This is a genomic window from Ancrocorticia sp., from assembly GCF_052089425.1.
Taxonomy (GTDB): Bacteria; Actinomycetota; Actinomycetes; order Actinomycetales; family Actinomycetaceae; genus Ancrocorticia.
Genome location: NZ_JBQCZW010000037.1, coordinates 1 through 18350, shown reverse-complemented (window position 1 = coordinate 18350; position 18350 = coordinate 1). Strand labels below are relative to the sequence as shown.

At 59.7% G+C, this 18350-nt stretch carries 18 protein-coding genes and 1 tRNA gene; 6 read left to right on the top strand and 13 right to left on the bottom strand.

The genetic code is table 11. The features are described from left to right. Positions 1 to 7: 7 nt before the first annotated feature. A tRNA-Leu gene (locus ACTHV6_RS10170) sits at positions 8 to 93 on the bottom strand. A 183-nt stretch (positions 94 to 276) separates the two neighbouring features. On the opposite strand from ACTHV6_RS10170, the gene ACTHV6_RS10165 reads away from it, so the two are divergent. Then, the gene (locus ACTHV6_RS10165; protein ID WP_441387394.1) at positions 277 to 1347 is read left to right on the top strand and encodes a GNAT family N-acetyltransferase; all 1071 of its coding nucleotides are present in this window, start codon (positions 277 to 279) and stop codon (positions 1345 to 1347) included. Here ACTHV6_RS10165 and ACTHV6_RS10160 read toward each other — a convergent pair. From ACTHV6_RS10160 to ACTHV6_RS10140, 5 genes are all read right to left on the bottom strand, one after another. Continuing rightward, complete coding sequence (locus ACTHV6_RS10160) at positions 1344 to 2663, bottom strand: UTP--glucose-1-phosphate uridylyltransferase (RefSeq protein ID WP_441387393.1); 1320 nt, start codon at positions 2661 to 2663, stop codon at positions 1344 to 1346. The genes ACTHV6_RS10165 and ACTHV6_RS10160 overlap by 4 nt on opposite strands. An 8-nt stretch (positions 2664 to 2671) precedes the next feature. Further along, positions 2672 to 3157 (bottom strand): hypothetical protein, encoded by a 486-nt coding sequence (locus tag ACTHV6_RS10155; protein WP_441387392.1) that lies wholly within the window; start codon positions 3155 to 3157, stop codon positions 2672 to 2674. Between the two features lie 70 nt (positions 3158 to 3227). Beyond that, complete coding sequence (locus tag ACTHV6_RS10150) at positions 3228 to 6557, bottom strand: error-prone DNA polymerase (protein ID WP_441387391.1); 3330 nt, start codon at positions 6555 to 6557, stop codon at positions 3228 to 3230. Beyond that, positions 6550 to 8112: a Y-family DNA polymerase gene (locus ACTHV6_RS10145; protein ID WP_441387390.1), complete on the bottom strand. Its 1563-nt coding sequence runs from the start codon at positions 8110 to 8112 to the stop codon at positions 6550 to 6552. Before ACTHV6_RS10145 ends, ACTHV6_RS10150 begins: the two co-directional genes overlap by 8 nt. Continuing rightward, entirely contained in the window at positions 8109 to 8810 is a 702-nt protein-coding gene (locus tag ACTHV6_RS10140; protein ID WP_441387389.1) for a hypothetical protein, read from the bottom strand. The genes ACTHV6_RS10145 and ACTHV6_RS10140 overlap by 4 nt, the downstream gene beginning before the upstream one ends. A gap of 137 nt (positions 8811 to 8947) precedes the next feature. On the opposite strand from ACTHV6_RS10140, the gene ACTHV6_RS10135 reads away from it, so the two are divergent. Then, positions 8948 to 9481: a YbhB/YbcL family Raf kinase inhibitor-like protein gene (locus ACTHV6_RS10135; protein WP_441387388.1), complete on the top strand. Its 534-nt coding sequence runs from the start codon at positions 8948 to 8950 to the stop codon at positions 9479 to 9481. Positions 9482 to 9515: 34 nt separating this feature from the next. After that, positions 9516 to 9989 carry a tRNA (cytidine(34)-2'-O)-methyltransferase gene (locus ACTHV6_RS10130; protein WP_441387387.1) on the top strand — a complete coding sequence of 158 codons (474 nt, stop codon included), beginning with the start codon at positions 9516 to 9518 and terminating at the stop codon, positions 9987 to 9989. Here ACTHV6_RS10130 and ACTHV6_RS10125 read toward each other — a convergent pair. From ACTHV6_RS10125 to glgA, 6 genes are all read right to left on the bottom strand, one after another. Further along, positions 9975 to 10277, bottom strand: a complete 303-nt coding sequence (locus ACTHV6_RS10125) for a helix-turn-helix domain-containing protein (RefSeq protein WP_441387386.1) — start codon at positions 10275 to 10277, stop codon at positions 9975 to 9977. The two genes, ACTHV6_RS10130 and ACTHV6_RS10125, sit on opposite strands and share 15 nt — an antisense overlap. Before the next feature lie 73 nt (positions 10278 to 10350). Then, positions 10351 to 11205, bottom strand: a complete 855-nt coding sequence (locus tag ACTHV6_RS10120) for a TrmH family RNA methyltransferase (RefSeq protein WP_441387384.1) — start codon at positions 11203 to 11205, stop codon at positions 10351 to 10353. Positions 11206 to 11306: 101 nt separating this feature from the next. Beyond that, on the bottom strand, positions 11307 to 12434 hold the full coding sequence (locus ACTHV6_RS10115; RefSeq protein ID WP_441387382.1) for an SPFH domain-containing protein: 1128 nt from the start codon (positions 12432 to 12434) through the stop codon (positions 11307 to 11309). A gap of 27 nt (positions 12435 to 12461) precedes the next feature. Continuing rightward, complete coding sequence (locus ACTHV6_RS10110) at positions 12462 to 12893, bottom strand: NfeD family protein (RefSeq protein ID WP_441387380.1); 432 nt, start codon at positions 12891 to 12893, stop codon at positions 12462 to 12464. An 88-nt stretch (positions 12894 to 12981) separates the two neighbouring features. After that, positions 12982 to 13779 (bottom strand): ABC transporter ATP-binding protein, encoded by a 798-nt coding sequence (locus ACTHV6_RS10105; RefSeq protein ID WP_441387379.1) that lies wholly within the window; start codon positions 13777 to 13779, stop codon positions 12982 to 12984. A gap of 23 nt (positions 13780 to 13802) precedes the next feature. Then, positions 13803 to 15041, bottom strand: coding sequence for a glycogen synthase (glgA, locus tag ACTHV6_RS10100; RefSeq protein ID WP_441387377.1), 1239 nt, complete (start codon positions 15039 to 15041; stop codon positions 13803 to 13805). 123 nt (positions 15042 to 15164) lie between these two features. On the opposite strand from glgA, the gene ACTHV6_RS10095 reads away from it, so the two are divergent. From ACTHV6_RS10095 to ACTHV6_RS10085, 3 genes are read left to right on the top strand one after another with little or no spacing between them, the layout of a single operon-like run. Then, positions 15165 to 16415, top strand: a complete 1251-nt coding sequence (locus ACTHV6_RS10095) for a glucose-1-phosphate adenylyltransferase (protein WP_441387375.1) — start codon at positions 15165 to 15167, stop codon at positions 16413 to 16415. A 13-nt stretch (positions 16416 to 16428) separates the two neighbouring features. Next, positions 16429 to 17355, top strand: coding sequence for a phosphoserine phosphatase SerB (serB, locus tag ACTHV6_RS10090; protein WP_441387373.1), 927 nt, complete (start codon positions 16429 to 16431; stop codon positions 17353 to 17355). Positions 17356 to 17359: 4 nt separating this feature from the next. Continuing rightward, positions 17360 to 17611: a DUF6767 domain-containing protein gene (locus ACTHV6_RS10085; protein WP_441387372.1), complete on the top strand. Its 252-nt coding sequence runs from the start codon at positions 17360 to 17362 to the stop codon at positions 17609 to 17611. Positions 17612 to 17653: 42 nt separating this feature from the next. Here the strand turns inward: ACTHV6_RS10085 and ACTHV6_RS10080 are convergent, their stop codons facing one another. Then, positions 17654 to 18145 (bottom strand): SixA phosphatase family protein, encoded by a 492-nt coding sequence (locus ACTHV6_RS10080; protein WP_441387370.1) that lies wholly within the window; start codon positions 18143 to 18145, stop codon positions 17654 to 17656. Between the last annotated feature and the right edge of the window lie 205 nt (positions 18146 to 18350).

Genomic DNA, 18350 nt, shown 5'->3' with positions numbered 1-18350 from the left:
CACATTGTGCGCGGAGGGGGACTTGAACCCCCACCCTCTAATACGAGGACTAGCACCTCAAGCTAGCGCGTCTGCCTATTCCGCCACCCGCGCAGGTGACTTGTTTCTTGGGTTATCTCCCCGAGCAACGGATAAAACTTTAGCACGCGGTTTACTGTAGCGACAAAACCTAACGCCGGTTCTTTGTGGTGACGTGCATCGCCTTTCTGTGGGCGTCGGTTTGTCACGCCGTCGTCGTCAAAAATCTCAAACTCGTCTGGCGGTAGACTCTCTGCCATGTTGCCTACGATCCTCGAAACCGATTCGCTCTCGCTCACGGTCCCCCAGCCCGGCGATGCGGACGAACTGACGGCTCTGTGCCAAGACCCTGAGATTCAGAAGTGGACTACGGTTCCGGTACCTTACGAGCGCAAGGACGCCGTGGCCTTCATTGAGGACGTCGTACTTCCCGGGTGGGAGAAGGATTCGCCCACATGGTTTATTCGATCGACGACGACGAATTCCGCACAATCTGACATTCTCGGCGCCATCGGGCTCACAAAACACGCTGATACGATCGCTGAAATCGGGTTCTGGCTGGCACCCGAAAGCCGCGGGCGCCGCATCATGACCGATGCGGTCCAGCGTGTGGTGGATTACGGGTTTGACGAGATGGGCCTGGAGGCCATTCAGTACTCCTGCCACGTCATTGATGGCGTGCCCAACTGGCCATCGGCGAAGGTGGCGTGGCGAGCGGGATTCACGTTCGAGGGCCTCGTGCGGAGCACTGCGATAGCCAACGGCGGTGGAGCTGCCGGTAGCCTGCTGGCCTCACTCTTAAGAGACGATCCCCGCAAACCCCAGCACGCGTGGTTTGGGCCAAGCAAGGTTCACCCTGCAATCCCAGATTCGCGGGACCCGGAGGCACTTGTTCGCCAGTTCCACGAGACGTACGGCCTGCCCGTGGTATCCGATACTCCAAACGCTGATCGCGAGCGTGTACACATGCGTATGGCACTGGTTGCCGAGGAGTTCTCCGAGCTCGTGGGTGCCATCTATGGGCCAGATGCACGCGGGCTCATTGAAGAGGCGTTCACGAAAGCTGTGGCTTCCGATTCTCATACCCGCGATACTGTGGAAACGGCTGATGCCCTCGCCGATCTGGTGTACGTGCTCTACGGGATGGCACTCGAATTAGGCATCCCGATGCGCGACGTTTTGGCGGAAGTCCAAGCCTCCAACCTGTCCAAGCTGGGCGCCGATGGCAAACCGATCTTCCGAGAGGATGGCAAGGTGCTCAAGGGTCCCGGCTTCTTCCCGCCCAACATTCCGGGCATCCTAGGACTCGGTGAGGAAACTCCGCGCTAAACCTGAGATACGGTAATCACCGCATCCCCTCTGGCCACGTATCCCGGCGGAATGGACGTATCCCCGCGCACGGTCAGCGAGCGGGCGTGTACGAGGGACGGTGTTTCGGGAACACGCTTCGTAAAGTCCTCGAAGCGGGAGAAGTATCGAGAATCTAGATCAACGATCGGGCGCACGCTGGCGCGGTCCTTGAGGCGGCTCTCCTCCGTGAGCTCGAAGGCATCTGACCTCAGCAGCATGAGATCCGCCATCTTCTTCACGGGTATGAAGCGAGTGTTGTCCACCTCCAGAAGCTCCGAATGGGCAAAGCTTCCGATGGCGGTGCCCATGGCGCTTTCAATCTGAATGGCAGGTATTGCCTGTTGGCCCTTGCCCACCATCTTGTTATTGACAATCACAGGCAGGGACGGGCCGCCGCGGGCGCTCATCGCCTTGAGGGATGCGAGATTCAGCCAGAGGTTATTCGTGTTGACGTATGGGTGGCGATCAACGCTCTGGAAGAAGGGCAAATCACTTTCGGGAGTCTGAGCGGTTTCACGTAGCACGATGCCTCCATCCGAAATTCTTCTGGCGAAATGCCCGCCCTTGGTGTCCATAGGAGTCCGGCGCACGACCTCCGCAGCAAAATCCGCCCCAGTGGATTCAAACCATGCGGCGATGTCCGGATCTGGGAAGGCCCCCAAGTTGTCGATATTGGCCACAAAGAGGAAACGGTAGCCTCGGTCCATCAGCCTATCCAGTAGCCCCGAGCGGATCAGGACACCGTACAGGTCACCGTGGCCCGGTGGCGCCCATTCCTGCGCAGGGTCCTCTGGCCACGAGATGGGATCCAACGTATCTGGGTCAAGCCGAGGAACCACTGATTGCATCACGGTTGGTGGAATGCCGTCCGTCGGAGTGTTGTCAGAGCCCAGCGCCGCACGTGTTGGCGCATCTGTGGCGTCTGAATTCAACAAGATGAATGGCAGCGGGGTGCTGCAACGCTCCCGTATGGAGAGAATCTGACCCAGTGCGATGCTCAGGAACGTGCGGCCACCGTGTGCCTCAAGGAGGGATTTGGGCCCGTCAAGCCCCATCGTTGTTCCAATGCCGCCATTGAGCTTGAGCACGGCCGTGTGGGCCAGAGCCTTTGAGCTATCAGGCGTACTCTCAAGCGATGCGAAACTTGGAATGTTGGTGAGCGGCTCGATGATTCGTTCGGGAATCAGTGTTCGTTGGCCAGCACGCACATGAGCAAGGGCACGGGAAAAATCGGCAATCTCTGCTTCGCTTTTTCCTGCGATTCGCATCTTTGCGATCGCGGTGTTATCCCCCATGTTTCCTCCTAGGGAATCTCTGGGTCAGTTGGCTGATCGTCTACGATCACGGCATCCTCTACCTCGTCGGCGAGGCTTGCCGCGAGTATTTGCTGGGAGAGTTCATCGAGGCGGTGTGAGAACTTTCTGCGCTGGGAGATCTGCGCCCCGCGCTTCATTGCCTTGATCACGGGCAGTGCCCTCTCGATGGCGTCCAATTCATTGCGCCACGCGATAGCTTGCTTGGCCAGATCCGAGGTGTTAGCCGATGCGTACAGGAAAACCACCTGCTCGCGCAGGATCGTCGCTCGGTTTTCCAACCCCTTCGGGGCACTTTCCGTATTCTTCGCCTGACGTACACGACTGAATCGCTGGAGTAACCCGGCAAATGCATCCGGATTTTCCTTGAGAATCTTCTGGATCTGTGGGGTGAGTTGCCGTGCAACAAGAATGACGATCGGACCAGCTTTGGCGGCTGCTTTCCAGATGCTTGCGATGGCCTTCCCCTTTGCCATAAAACTATCCCCTTCCAGATCGTGCAGTGCGTTCAGTCTAACGGCTGCCGGGCCTACAGCGCGGCATCCGCTACCGGAAATCTCGTGACTTCAGCGGGACGCTCAAAGAAAGCGGCTCTAGGCGATCAGCAACAAAATTCATGGCGCCATCTCCGCGCTCCACCATGCCGCGAACCACAAGGCCCGAACTGGTGCGCGCCACGTGCCGGTAGCGTTGCCACAGCCCGTGCGAGCACACCACGTTCAGCAATCCGGTTTCATCTTCGAGGGAAATGAACGTGACTCCTTGAGCGGTATGCGGCCGCTGGCGATGAGTCACAACTCCAGCCACAAGAATCCGGCGGCCTTCCTGTGCGTGCCCCAGATCCGCAATGCGAAAAACATCCCTCGCGTTCAGATCGGGGCGAAGAAACTCGGTGGGATAGGCGGATGAGGAGATTCCCGTCATTCGCAGATCCGTGTTGACCTGTTCAGCCTCACTCATCTGAGGAAGATCAGGAACGTGAGCGGGGGCCTGTGTTCCCGGGATTGTTGGCTGATAGTACATCCCGTGGGTGGTTCCCTGATCCTCAAGGCTATGCGCTAGCCAGATTCCTTCACGCCGATCAGTGCCCAGTGTCCGGAGAGCCCCTGCGCTGGAGAGAGCCTCCAGATCCTGACGCGAGAGCTTGGCACGGTGGGCTAGATCTGCCGTGCTGGAAAAGGGGCACTCATCGCGAGCGCGAAGGATCGGAGCAATGGCCTGCTTCATTCCGTGGATCTGCGTGAGCCCTAGGCGCAACGCCTTCTGTGCGTGGGCATCCACAAGCCCGTGTTCTGTGAAGGTTCTCGGCTCGCACGCTTCTACCGATGCCTCCTCTTGAGAGGCGGTCACATCGGGTGGGAGGACTAGTACGTCGTGGTGGCGTGCATCGGTCACGAGTGACTGAGGTGAATAGAAGCCCATGGGTTGGGCTGCAAGGAGGCCAGCATAGAACTCTTCTGGGTAGTGCACCTTCAACCAGGCTGAGGCATACACCAAGTAGGCGAAAGAAAAGGCATGGGATTCTGGGAAGCCGAACTCCGCGAACGCTTGGAGCTTCTCGAAAATTTCCTCGCCTGTTGTCGTATCGATACCGCGAGCGCTCATTCCCTCAAGAAGTTCCGCATGAATCGCTTCCATCCTCTCATGAGAACGCTTCGAGCTGATCGCTTTGCGCAGCCTATCGGCCTGAGCCGGGGTAAATCCGGCAGCATCGATCGCGATCTGCATCAGCTGTTCTTGAAAGAGGGGAACGCCCAATGTTTTCTCTAGCGCGGGGCGAAGCAGCTCGTGAGGATAGGTGATCTCCTCACGGTTTCTCCGCCGTTTGAGGTAGGGGCTGACCGATTGTCCCTGAATCGGGCCTGGGCGTATGAGTGCCACTTCAATAACGATGTCATAGAACACTTCGGGGCGCAGGCGAGGCAGGGTGGCCATCTGAGCGCGTGATTCCACCTGAAAAACACCTACCGTGTCTGCCGCTTGAAGAAGCTGGTACACGCGAGGATCCTCCTGAGGAAGATTGTGGAGATTGGGCGCCCTACCATCGGTGCCACGCACGCCATTTTCCGCAAGCCATGTGAAGGAAATACGCAGGGCCGTCAGCATTCCCAATCCGAGGAGATCAAACTTCACTAGTCCAGCCTCCGCGCAGTCATCCTTGTCCCATTGCAGGACAGTGCGCCCTGGCATGGTTGCCCACCCGACGGGGCACACGTCAATGACAGGGCGGTCGCACAGCACCATTCCACCGGAGTGGATGCCAAGGTGGCGCGGGAGGCGTTGCAGGCGGCCGGCAATGGCACCCACCTCCTCCGGCATCTCTCCGATGTCCCACCGTGAATCCATCAGAGCTTGCCTTCCCTCGGTGGCAACCAGCTCATCCGTTTGTTCCCGATGGAGATCTTTACTCAGATCCGCTACGCGCCCGGGGCGCCGCGGGACCCTGTGTTCGACGTTCTTTGCCCACTGGTCTGCCTGACCCTGATCATATCCGAGTGCACGTGCGGCATCCCGTATGGCCGAACGTGGCCGATACGTGATGGCGTTGGCCACCTGCGCCGCGCATTCGCGCCCGTAACGCTCATAGACGTGTTGGATCACCAGCTCGCGCCGGCCCGATTCAATATCCACATCAATATCCGGTGGGCCCGAACGCCCCGGGGAAAGAAAGCGCTCGAAAAGCATCTGATGCTTCACCGCGTCTACAGCCGTGATCCCTAACGCGAAGCACACCGCAGAATTGGCTGCCGATCCGCGTCCCTGACACCAGATCCCCTGAGAATGGCAAAAGGACACGATTTCTTCCACGATGAGGAAGTAGCCGGGAAACCCCAACTGTTCAATCACATCGAGTTCATGGGTGATCTGCCGCCACGCCACCGGGTTATCGCTGCCATAGCGTTCCCTAGCGCCGCGCCGGGCCAACTCGCGCAGCCACGTGGCTTCGGTGTGGCCATCCGGGACGGGGAAAGGCGGCAGGTTCGGTGCTAAGAGATTGAGATCGAAGGAGCATTCCCGTCCAACCCGTGCAGCAGCCGCCACCGCATCTGGGTGATCGCTATGCCGCTGGAGCATGCGGGCTCCTGATCGCAGGTACTGCCCCGATGCCGGAAGGTAGGGATCCATGGCGTGTAAGGGCCGGCGTGCCCGCGTGGCGGCCAGAACATCGGCAACCGGGCGGTCCGTTGCTCTGGCATAGTGAACGTTGCCGGTGGCCACCGCCTCAACATCAAGATCGTGGGCTAGTCCTGCGAGAAGATCGCAGCGCTCGCGATCGAGGGGCCCTCCCATATCCGTCAGTTCAACGGCAACGTTATCGCGGCCAAACACAGATATCAGGCGTTCGATCTCCTTTCGGGCCACAGCCGGTGCCCACTGCTTTGCGGCGCTTGGTCCCGCCAGCCCGCGATTGACTGCGCTCTTGCGGCAACCCGTAAGAACGAGCCACTGGCCACGGGAGCGTTCACCAAGATCCTCAAGGTTGTAGTGAGCTTCTCCCTTCTTCCCGCTGGCCAGCTTCGCCTGTCCGACGGTGTGGGACAGGGACTGGTACCCCTGAGCGTTTCGCGCCAGCAGAAGAAGGTGTTCGCCGCTTGGATCTGCTTGGCCTGCGCGCTGGACATCCTCCGCACGCTGGGAGTCCCTCGATTCCCCGGGCAGCGTGAGTTCTGTTCCAAACACGGTGGGCATGCCCAAGGTGCGGGCAGCCTCCATGTGTTGGACAACTCCGGGAAAGCCATCGTGATCCGTGAGAGCGATGGCCTCCAGTTCCAGTTCCACGGCACGCTCCACCAGCTCAGAGGGAAGGGACGCCCCATCCAAGAAGCTGTAGGCAGAATGAACATGGAGCTCAGCGTAAGGAGCCCACTTAGGCATAGAGTCCCTCTTCTTTCCACTCATCACGTTCGATGTAGATAAGTGCCCCGATACCCGCGCCCACAACCTGAAGGTAGGCCCGGCGCATGGGGTGATCCCACCAGCGCTGTTCAATAATCCATGGGCCCGCAAACGTGATAACAGCGATATCCCCACCCGGTCTGCTAAAGATCGTGGGAGTGTGCTCCAGGCAACCGAACGGGCAGGCGAGCTCACCGTCCCCCAGAACCCGCAGGTGGTGCCCGGACCCATCAAGCAGATCAACGTGGTGCGATTGCGCGTGGAGGATGCACGGCGAGGGCTCCGGAAGGGCTCCAGGCCATGGCAGCTCCCCCTGATCGATACCCGATCGCGCCTCATTCCACGCCCGCACCCGATAGCGTTCACTGGGCAGGCGCCCGCCTGCCTTGTAGGGCACCTGAACGGCCTCTTCACCAAGAAGGCTTTGAAGCCGCACGGCCGCCTTCTCCGCCCGATAGTCATTGGCGCTCTGCCCGCCCCACAGCGGCTGGGGGCGGTAGCCGGCAGGAAGCAGATCATCCATCTGGAGGGTGAGGCGGACAATGCTGGATCCCTCTTCTCCCCCGGACAACCAACTTGCCAGCTGCCACCGGACCCGGTCCACGATGTCTTTGACGCCTCCCCCGTCAAGCAGCCATGAACGCCGCAGTTCACTACCACTCATCAGATGGGCATTGATTGCGAGCCTTCCTCCGGCTAGCGATCGCGAGGCCATTTCTTCGCCCAGTTCATCCGCGAGCATTTTCGCAGCAAACACTGTCTGTTCGGTGTTGTCCAACGGAGGATCAAACCCGCGGGAAGCGGAAAATTCGGGCGCGGCCTTCTGTTGGCCGGCCACATGCACATCTTCTGCAGATATCAGCCGCCAGATCAGGTGACCTGTTTGCCCGAAACGGGTCATAAGCGCTATTCGTCCAAGCTTGCGAAGGCCACCAATACGGGAAATGCCCAGCCTGCCCAACAACTCAATGCACTCCGTGATCTCGAGGAGCACACGCTGGGATGAAGCCGCAACCCTCAGAGCGCTCAACGGCTTGTTGTCCAAGTAGGAGATCGTGCGTTCCGGCACAACACATTCATTGCCGGAAGCCGCTAACAGCGCGGTGAGTGTTCCTTGGCCGAAACCCACCAGCCCTTCGCATCCGGCAGCATCGTTGATCTCTCCAATCACCGCTTCAGCGAGAGGCTCTGGACCCCCGGCCGCCCTGATAGCTCCCGTAGCAGTAAAAAGAACACGCCCGGGTTCAATCACTAAGGCGTTCGCGATATGACGATCAAGGGCTCGCATGATCGGCTCGAACCGGGCCGCTTCCCGCATGGGATCGGCGGGGAGAAGGACGGCGCTAGGACACAGCGCGTGCGCCCCACGCCGGCTCATACCTTCACGAACACCTTCCGTGCGCGCCCATGAATTGGCCGAAACAATGCCGCTTTTCCCGTATACCGCCGCAGGTGTGCCCGGTTCTATCTCCCCGGAGATTTCTACGGCTGTCACCGCCCAATCGGGCACCCACACACTCCCGGATATCCTCATGAGCCCACCACTTCCAATCGCGAAACAGCGTGCAGGCCACGATCTATCGTTTCGGCCGCCTGCCACCCCTGCCCCGTGATCTCAATCAGGCTGGACGTATCTGAAGAATCAGTGCTCAACCGCAGTGTCAGAGAAGAAATGTGGCCTCCGCCCCGCCCCGCCCCGCCTATGTCAACGAGGGTCCCATCGGCGTGGCTGCGCGCATGCCATCCTTCTCCCAGAAGGAGGGTTCGCCGCGATAGTGCCCGGCGTGCCAGCACACGGGTATCGCGGCGTTCAAGAATACTGGGGCCAACAAGAACAACGTCAAAACCATCAATCGCCGCCGAAATGGCTTGAGTAAGCATGGGGCCAGGGCAATCCGGCACACAGACCGTATGCTCAAGATTCATGCCGAGGATCCCGGCCATCCCCCAACTCATATCGGGAATCCCTAGGCAGGCAACCCACGCACCTTGCGAGCTGGCAACCCCGGCCAACAGCATGCTGGTAAGCCTGCTGCCATGCACGCCAATAGTGATTCCTTGGGCCAGCCCAGCCGGAAAAACTTCCTGTAAAGGGGCAGGAACATCCCAGCGGGCAAGGTGGTCCCACTCAGAATCATGGCGATCAAGGGAGCGGCTTACGTTCAATCCAACGGCCGTTTCTGCTTGCATCAACACACTGCGTGCAGCGCTTAGCTTCCCGGCTGTATCCATCACTCCCCCTCCGCTTTCACCAATACTCGAAACTGTGTTCGATAAATAGACTAACCTCTCCCTCCCACACGTTTCCACCACGAAGTTGTTGGCCCTGCCTCTTTGCCTGCCCACCGGCCATGTTCTACCGTGGTGTTATGGACTTCACACGGCCGATAGCCCCAGACCCATACAACCTGCTCCCCGCCTGTCCAGATTTCGCACTGACCAGCACGGACATTCGCGACGGAGAGCTGATGCCCCTCATGCACACAGCCGACGGAGCAAACCTCTCCCCACAGCTGTCGTGGAAAGGATTTCCCGAGGAAACTCAAGGATTCCTCGTCTCCTGCTTCGATCCTGACGCACCCACACCCGCCGGGTATTGGCACTGGACCATCATTGACGTTCCGCGTAGCACCACGAGGTTGGACCAAGGAGCTGGCAGCTCGGACATTCTCCTACCGGAATCAGCGCTACACGTCCGCAATGACGCAAACGAAGCCCGGTATGCAGGTGCCGCTCCACCGCTAGGAGACCGGCCACACCGCTACATTTTTGCCGTCCACGCCCTTGACGTCCCCACACTGGGCCTTGAGGCGGCATCAGTCACTCCCACAACGGCCGCATTCACGGCGGTGTTCCACACGATCGCGCGCGCACGCCTGACCGCCACCTACCGGAGGGATTAAACCCCAACCCCCACAGGCCGAGTAGCATGTGGGGGTGTTTCATATCGTCTTCTACGAGCCGCGCATCCCGGGCAACACTGGTGCGGCCATACGCCTTGCCGCATGCACAGGATCTGTCCTCCACTTGGTGGAACCCCTAGGATTCAACTTTTCAGACGCGCACCTCAAGCGCGCCGGCCTCGATTACCACGATCTTGCCGATCTGCGAATCCACAAGGACTTTGACGCGCTGCTTGCGGATGTGGAAGGCCAGCGCATCTTCGCCTATACGGGCCACACGGAGAATAGCTTTGCCGATGTGTCCTATCGCGATGGTGACGTCCTTCTCTTTGGCCCGGAGCCCACCGGCCTTCCCGCATCCGTGGTTGCCCACCCCGCGATTGAACGCGCATTGCGTATCCCGATGATGCCACACCTGCGATCGCTCAATCTGGCCAACTCCGCATCTATCGCGGTGTACGAGGCGTGGCGCCAACTCGGTTACGCGGGGGCATCAACCATTTCCTAGGGAGCTACCACTCTCACGCCGGTAAGTAATCGCAACATCCTCAATGAGATCCTCGAGAGGCATCTTCAGCGCATCGGCGAGCCTTAAGAGAGTAAACATCTGGGGATTAACAGGCTTGTTCGATTTACGATCGGAGCGGGCATGTTCCATGAGCTGATAATGATTGCGATCGATCCCGGCCTTTTGTGCCACATCTTCTTGCGATAATCCCAGTTCTTCACGCCTGCTGCGAAGCGTCTTAGCGAAAAGGGTAGCAACTTGTTTTTCAAGAGGTGAAGATTCAGCCATGCCTTCACCTTCACCGGGTATTCCCCGCAAGGCGACGGGGTATACCCGGTATTACGTCATGACTACATAGTGGCTAGCGGATACGCAGTTCCCAACACGCCACCGCGCTCGCGGCCGCAACGTTGAGCGAATCCACGTGCCCGGCCATGGGAATAGTCACGGTGTAGTTTGCCGTGTTGATGGTGCGCTGTTTCAGGCCATCACCTTCTGTGCCCATGATGAGAGCCACGCGCGAATCCTCCCCCGTACATTCGGGCAGCTGCGCGAATTCGTCCAGCGGGATCGCCCCCTCTCTCAACGCGAGAGCGGCCGTTGTGATCCCCGCCTGATGCAAACGCTCGATAGACCGGGGCCATTCGTGAATGCGCGTCCACGGAACCTGAAACACGGTCCCCATGGACACTCGAACCGAACGCCGGTACAGAGGATCTCCGCAATCATCACTCACCAGCACGGTATCGACACCCAGCGCAGCCGCCGAACGGAAAATCGCACCCACATTGGTGTGATCCACAAGCCCCTCGAGAATAACGATTCTCTTGGCAGGCTTTCCCCCACCTGCCGTGGAGAGAAGCTGGACCGGATCGGCAAGCTCCGGCCTGTTCATGGCTGCCAACGCCCCGCGATGCAAGTGAAATCCCGTGATCTGCTGCAGTGTATCCTCTTGCCCAATAAACACGGGCAGATCCCCGCCATCGGGACTTCCTGTTGCCTGTTCAATCCACGGCTCCAGATCCGGCAACCAGCGCGCGTCCGTCAGGAAGGAACGCGGCTTGTGCCCGGCCTCAATAGCTCGCATGATGACCTTCGTGGACTCGGCCATGTAGAGCCCGTGTTCGGTTTCCAGCTTCCTCCGCAGCGCCACATCGGTCAGGTGGTTGTAATCGAGTAGTCGCGGATCATCCAAGTCAGTAATCGAAATGAGCACGCCCTATGGTTGCACGTTCGTCCCACTACCTGCGAATCCGGCCCGACACACGAAAACGCGGGCCGAACAATTCGGCCCGCGTCTCCATCAGCTACTAACAGCTAGATCCCATCGGGAAGGTTGGGACGTTGCCCAGATTCCGCACCCGGATCAAAGTGACGCCCGCTCTGGGTACCCGATTCGGTGGCCACATCGGTGGCCTTGCTCGCCTCACCCTTGGCATCGGTGAGGGCCTGATCGATGTCCGGCAGGCTTGTGGCTGCCAATGCCTCGGCGATTTCGCCCTTCTCCGGGAACCGCACGCGGCTCTCCTTCGGCGTGCTATTGGCGGGTTCTTCATCATCCGAATCGCCAGGCTGAGAAAAGCCCTTGGACACGGCGTCAAGCGCAGAGGTCAAATCGCTCGGGATCATCCACAGCTTGGACGAGGAGGACTGCGCGATCTGCGGCAGCATCCGGATGTACTCGTAGGAGAGCAGCTTCGGATCCGCGTTGCCGCGATGGATAGCATCGAACACCTGGAGGATGGCTCGGGATTCACCCTGCGCCTTCAAGATGGTGGACTGTGCCTGACCTTCAGCACGCAGAATAGCGGATTGCTTCTCGCCCTCAGCGGTCAGAATCGCGGACTGCTTGACACCTTCAGCGGTCAGAATTGCGGCGCGGCGGTCACGCTCGGCCTTCATCTGCTGCTCCATGGCGTTTTGCACAGTGGCCGGCGGATCGATCGCCTTGAGCTCCACGCGGGACACTCGAATACCCCAGCGCCCAGTCGCCTCATCCAGCACGCCGCGGAGCTGACCATTGATCTGGTCACGTCCGGTCAGCGCCTGCTCCATGTCCATCGTTCCGATGATGTTACGCATCGTGGTCACGGACAGCTGCTCGATCGCGGACATGGGGTTCGCGATTTCGTAGGTGGCAGCCTCTGGATTAGTGATCTGGTAGTAGATGACGGTATCGATGGATACGTTGATGTTATCCGAGGTAATCACCGTCTGAGGCGGGAAAGGCACCACTTGCTCACGCATATCGATGCGCTGGCGGATGGTGTCAAAGAACGGCACAAGAAAGTGGAGCCCGGGTTGATACGTTTTGTGGTAGCGTCCAAGCCGCTCCACGATCACGGTGTAGCCCTGATGTACCTTGAAGACGGCCCGAAAAACGGACGCGATCACAAAGATAAGCAGAAGGCCAAGCAGAATTAGTACGATTTCACTCGAATCCATGTGGTTCCTCCGTTGGTTCGTTTGGGGTCAAGACTGGGGTGTGTAAGGCGCAACTACTGCGGTAGCGCCATCTATATGGACGACGACGACGTCGGCTCCCTCAGGAATAAATCCGACAGTTGACCGAGCCGACCAGACGTCACCACCGATTTTGACACGGCCCGATCGATCATCCACACCTGTGAGGGTGCGGGCGTGTTTGCCTACCTGCCCGTAGACGTTTCCTGCGGCGGGGCCCTGCGGATTCATCTTCTTGAGGGCCCACGGGCGGGCAAACAAGATCAAGACAAGGGAGGCGACGGAAAATGCGAGAACCTGCCACACCAAGCTATCTGTTCCAAAAGCAACGCCCGTTGCAACGAGCGCTGATCCGCCGAGCATCAAGAATGTGAACTCGACGGTAAAGGTCTCGATGATAAAGCAGACGATGGCGATGATCAGCCAGATGTACCAAGTCATGCGGAAATCCTTCCGTTCGTGCCGCGCTCCTTGGCGACCGTTGAGGTTAAGCTTACAGGCACACTCCGACAAAAGGACAAAGGGCCCGTCACGCCCCGTTTCGGTGCAGGGCCCGTGCGGCGTAGCGCCCCTGCGAACTCTCGATCGCCAGCGATAAGCCGAATAGCCGGGACATATTCTCCGATGTAATCGTCTCGTCGATGGGACCGGCGGCGAATACCTTGCCCTCGCGTAAGAGCAGCGCGTGGGTGAAACCCTCGGGAATCTCCTCGACATGGTGGGTGACAAGCACCAGCACGGGGGCATAGGCCTGATGGGCCAAGCCGCTCAACGTTTGCAGAAGCGATTCACGCCCGCCAAGGTCAAGGCCAGATGTGGGTTCGTCCAAGATGAGCACCTCAGGATTGGGCATGAGCGCGCGAGCAATGCCCACGCGCTTGCTTTCACCCGAAGAAATGGTGGTGAACAGCCGCCCCGCCAGCCCACCAACTCCCAAGCCCTCAAGAAGCTCCTGAGCGCGTGCGGAATCTTCTTCCTCGTACACCTCGCGCCAACGGGCGAGCTGACCATAGGCTGCAGTACGAACCACGTCAATCACGCGCTGGCCGGATGGAATCTTGGCATCGAGGGAGGCCGAAGCCAAGCCAACCAGTGGGCGCAGCTGGTTCACATCCACGTGTCCGAGAGTTTCACCAACAATCCGGACCTCACCGCTGGACGGGTACATCCGCCCAGCGGCCAGCTGAATGGATGTGGTTTTACCCGCTCCATTCGGCCCGAGCACTACCCAGCGTTCACCTTCGTTGACCCGCCAATTGACCTGCTCCAAGATGTTGCGGCCACCGCGCTTGACAGTGGCATCTTTCAGTTCCAACACATCACGCATGGTCTTAGCCTAGACCAGCTTGGCTAAAGTCCGGCGATAACGTCCCGATAGAAGTCCATCGTCTTCACCCCGATGGAGGCCCACGAGAAGTGTTCTTCCACGCGCTTGCGCCCCGCAGCACCCATCTTCTTGGCGCGTGCCGGATCGGAACACATATCCTCAAGCGCCTCGGCCAAATCGGCCTCGAACTTCTCGGGATGGATGGGCGTGCCCGTTCCATCATTAAGTTGTTCGATGGGAACAAGGGTGCCGGTCTCGCCGTCGTCGATACAATCCGGAATACCACCGGTGGCCGTACCCACAACGGGCAACCCAACGGCCATCGCCTCCAAATTCACAATGCCGAGCGGCTCGTAAATAGAGGGCGTAACAAACACCGTGGAACACGATTCGAGCTGAACAATCCGATCGTGGCCCAGCATGTCCTCAATCCACACAACGGAATCGCGATTCTTCTGGAGTTCCTCAACAAGCTTGCGGGTTTCATCCGCGATCTCGGGAGTATCGGGAGCACCAGCGCACAAGATCACCTGAATCTCCGGGGAAATCTTCTTCAGGGCACGCAGCAATCCCGGCACGCCCTTCTGACGCGTGATCCGGCCAACGAACACGATCGTAGGCCGATCCGGATCCAAGCCGTACGAGGCGAAGAATTCGCGAGCCTTCTCCCACTCGGCCTCCGTTTGCGGAGCCTTCCATTCGTCCAGATCGATTCCGTTGTGGATAACCCTCACGCGCTCAGGGTGGATCTTCGGGTAGGCGCGCAGAATGTCCTCACGCATACCGTTTGATACGGCAACAATTCCCGCAGCTGCCTCATAAGACGTTTTCTCCGCCCACGAGGAAATGTTGTATCCGCCGCCCAGCTGTTCGCGCTTCCACGGGCGTAGTGGCTCCAGCGAGTGGGCGGAAACCACGTGAGGGATGCCGTACAGCATCGAGCCGAGGTGACCGGCCATATTGGCGTACCACGTGTGGGAATGGACAATGTCCGCCCCACCAATATCTTGAGCGATCGCCAGATCAACTGAGAGCGTACGCAGCGCGGCGTTTGCGTTCTCCAAACCGGCCAGATAATCGTACCCATCTAGCTGCACGCCATGTGGCAACTCTGCCACGTCATCCTCAGATCTGGGACCGTCAAAAGCCCGGACACGTACATCGGCGTGTGTGCCGAGGACCTTCGCAAGTTCGGTCACGTGCACCCCGGCACCGCCGTACACGTGTGGTGGAAATTCGCGGGTTAGCAGATCGACTCGCATGTTAGTCCTTCCTCATTGAAAATGCTCAGCCACTACTCTATCCGCAAACGGGGCACTCAGGAGAAGATTGCACGAGTTGTCCAAAACGTGCGCTCGGTCACTCTCATTCGCTAGAGTGTTTCCATGAGATCAGAACCACGCATACTAAGCATTGTCTTGGCTGGCGGAGAAGGAAAGCGGCTCATGCCGCTCACCCAAGACCGCGCAAAACCAGCCGTCCCATTCGGGGGAATTTACCGCCTGATCGATTTTGCGTTGAGCAACATCGTGAACTCGGGGTACCTCAAAATCATCGTACTGACGCAGTACAAGTCCCATTCTCTTGACCGTCACATCACGAAGACGTGGCAGATGTCCAACCTGTTGGGCAACTATGTGGCACCGGTTCCCGCTCAGCAACGCCGCGGCAAGAATTGGTTCTTAGGGTCAGCGGACGCCATCTACCAGTCACTCAACGTGCTCGATGACGAACGCCCCGATATCGTACTTGTGACCGGTGCTGACAACATCTACCGCATGGACTTCTCCCAGATGGTTGCCCAGCACATCGAATCGGGCTTCGATCTGACCGTGGCCGGCATTCGCCAGCCCTTGGATCTGGCGCCTTCGTTCGGTGTGATCGATGTGGATAAGGACAACACGAAGAAGGTGTCCCGCTTCCTCGAAAAGCCGCAGGACACCACGGGGCTTGGCCTGCCAGATTCACCGGACGAGTTCCTCGCCTCCATGGGCAACTACGTGTTCAGCACCGAGGCCCTGTACAGGGTTCTCATGGAGGACGCGGCCGACGAGGATTCTGCCCACGATATGGGCGGGAGCATCGTTCCGTCCTTCGTGGATGCCGGCAATTGCGGGGTTTACGATTTCACCTTCAACGCGGTGCCAGGATCCACCAAACGCGATGAGAACTACTGGCGCGACGTGGGAAGCATCGATGCCTTTTACGATGCCAACATGGATCTCATCAACGTGGAGCCCGTATTCAACCTGTACAACGATCGGTGGCCGCTTCTCACGGGCTACACGGGCCTGCCGCCCGCAAAGTTCGTGTACGGGCACCACACGAGGCTTGGCCACGCCCTTGATTCCATCATCTCGCCCGGAGTGATCATCTCGGGTGCCGAAGTGATCGGCTCCGTGCTTTCACCCGGTGTGCGCGTGAACTCGTGGGCATCGGTGCGCCAATCCGTCATATTCGACGGCGTCCAAGTCATGCGCAACACCACGATTGTCAACGCAATCATCGATAAGCACGCCGTGATCGAAGAAGGCGCCAGTGTGGGCGTTGATCATGAGCGCGACCGTGAGCGTGGGCTGGACATATCCCCCGGTGGCATCACCGTGGTACCCAAGGGCATGCATGTTCCGAAGTAGGTAGTCTGGCGGCATGAGCCTGACTATTCGCGAGGGAGAGCCGATCCGGTTCTCCCTCGCTTCACCTTCGCCCCTGCCGCCCGGTCTCCTTGCCCACACCCACCATGTGTTCGAGCAGGCGTGTGCCGGTGTTCAGTCCAGCGAGCCGGCAGTCAACGATCTGCACACCCTGAGCCTCGTGGGGCGGGCCCGCACGGAGGTAGACGGGCCGTGGCTTCGCGAACAGCTGCGCGGGCCTGCGATTGCCCTCAAAGTGGACGCAGCCATGGTGACCGGAGCGATGGCCACGGACGGCCCCGGCCTGATCGTGACCGATGTGGATTCCACCTTCATTGCCAACGAAGTGATCGAGATGCTGGCCGGTGCCGCCGGAAGCGAGGAGCAGGTCCGGGAGATCACCTCACGCGCCATGGCCGGCGAACTGGATTTCGCTGCGTCTTTGCGCGAGCGCGTGGCCACACTCTCAGGCGTGGAGCAGAGCGTGTTTGAGCAGGCAGCCGCCCGTGTAATAGTGCACCCCGGCGCTCGCGAGCTGATCGGCGCCGTGCACGGGCGCGGCGGAGCCTTCGGCTTGGTCTCAGGCGGCTTCCACGAGGTGGTGGACCAGTTCGCGGCCCCGCTAGGTGTTGATCGCATCCTCGCGAACAGGCTGGAAGTGGACGATCGGCGCCTGACCGGGCGCACCAGTGGCCAGATCATAGACGGCGCAGCCAAAACCGCCGCCGTTCGCCAGTGGGCAAGCGATCTGGGTGTGGAGCTGGATCGCGTGGTGGCCATGGGGGACGGTGCCAACGATCTGGGCATGATGGAGATCTCCGGACTGTCCGTGGCGTTCTGCGCCAAACCCATTGTTCTGGAGCGCGCCGATGCCGCCATTACCGTACCGCGCCTCGATATCCTCATCGCACTGCTCGGCTGGGATGCCGAAGGAGTAAAATAGAACCGTGTCCAATGCCAACGCTCCCAAGTGCCCTCTCAGGTACGGCGAGCCCTGCACACTGTGCCAGCCCTACGTCACGGGCCCAGAGGATTGCCAGACAGTTGCCCTTGTTATGTCAGATCCCGAACTCAAGGCCCAGTGGGCCAAGGGATACTCCGCATGGGCTAAGCAGCGCCGTCAAGAGCGTGCACGCACACGCCACGCCCGCCGCGCGCCAGCTCAGGGATTAACCACTGGTACACCGGCTTCGTGGTGAGACCGGCGGCGTCGAAAAAGATCGTCGTCGTCGTCAAAAAACTTACCGGGCCACCCGAAGAATCTCGCTGAGGTAGAGGCCCCCCTCATCCAGCCCGGCCCACTCCTCCACGCGCCCGAGCGCCGCCGTGGCGGTGGGAAAGCCGAACTGCAATTGGCCGTATGCGGGCGAATCCTCGGCGGCCAGCAATCCGGTGGCAGCCGACATGGTGGGTTCGTGTCCCACAACCAGAACCGTGCCGGCCGTGGCGGGAACCTCGCGCAGCATCTCCACCACCTCGTGCCAGCCGGCCCCGTACAGGTCCTCGCTGGGGAGTGCCTCCCCCACCTCCAATCCGCCTGATTTCAGGGCCTCGAGGGTTTGGAGGGTGCGCTCGGCCGCCGAAACGAGAACAAGGTCAATGCGCCCAACGCGGTCGGTCAGCGGGCTGGCCTGGGAGAAGGCTTCTTCTCGGCCCGATCTGGTGAGCGGTCGCTTGAAATCTCTGCTGCCGTTCGCCGCCTTGGCGTGGCGCATCAGGATAAGTTGTGGCATAGGTCAAGACTACAGGGCGGCGCCACTCGCTACGCCAGCGAAATTAAGCCAGCGAAATTAAGCCAGCGCGATCAGATCCAGATAGTCATCGGACCACAGATCCTCGTCACCATCCGGAAGCAACAGAACCCGTTCGGGAGCCAGTGCCTCCACGGCGCCTTCATCGTGCGTCACCAGAATGACGGCACCCTCGTACTTACGCAGG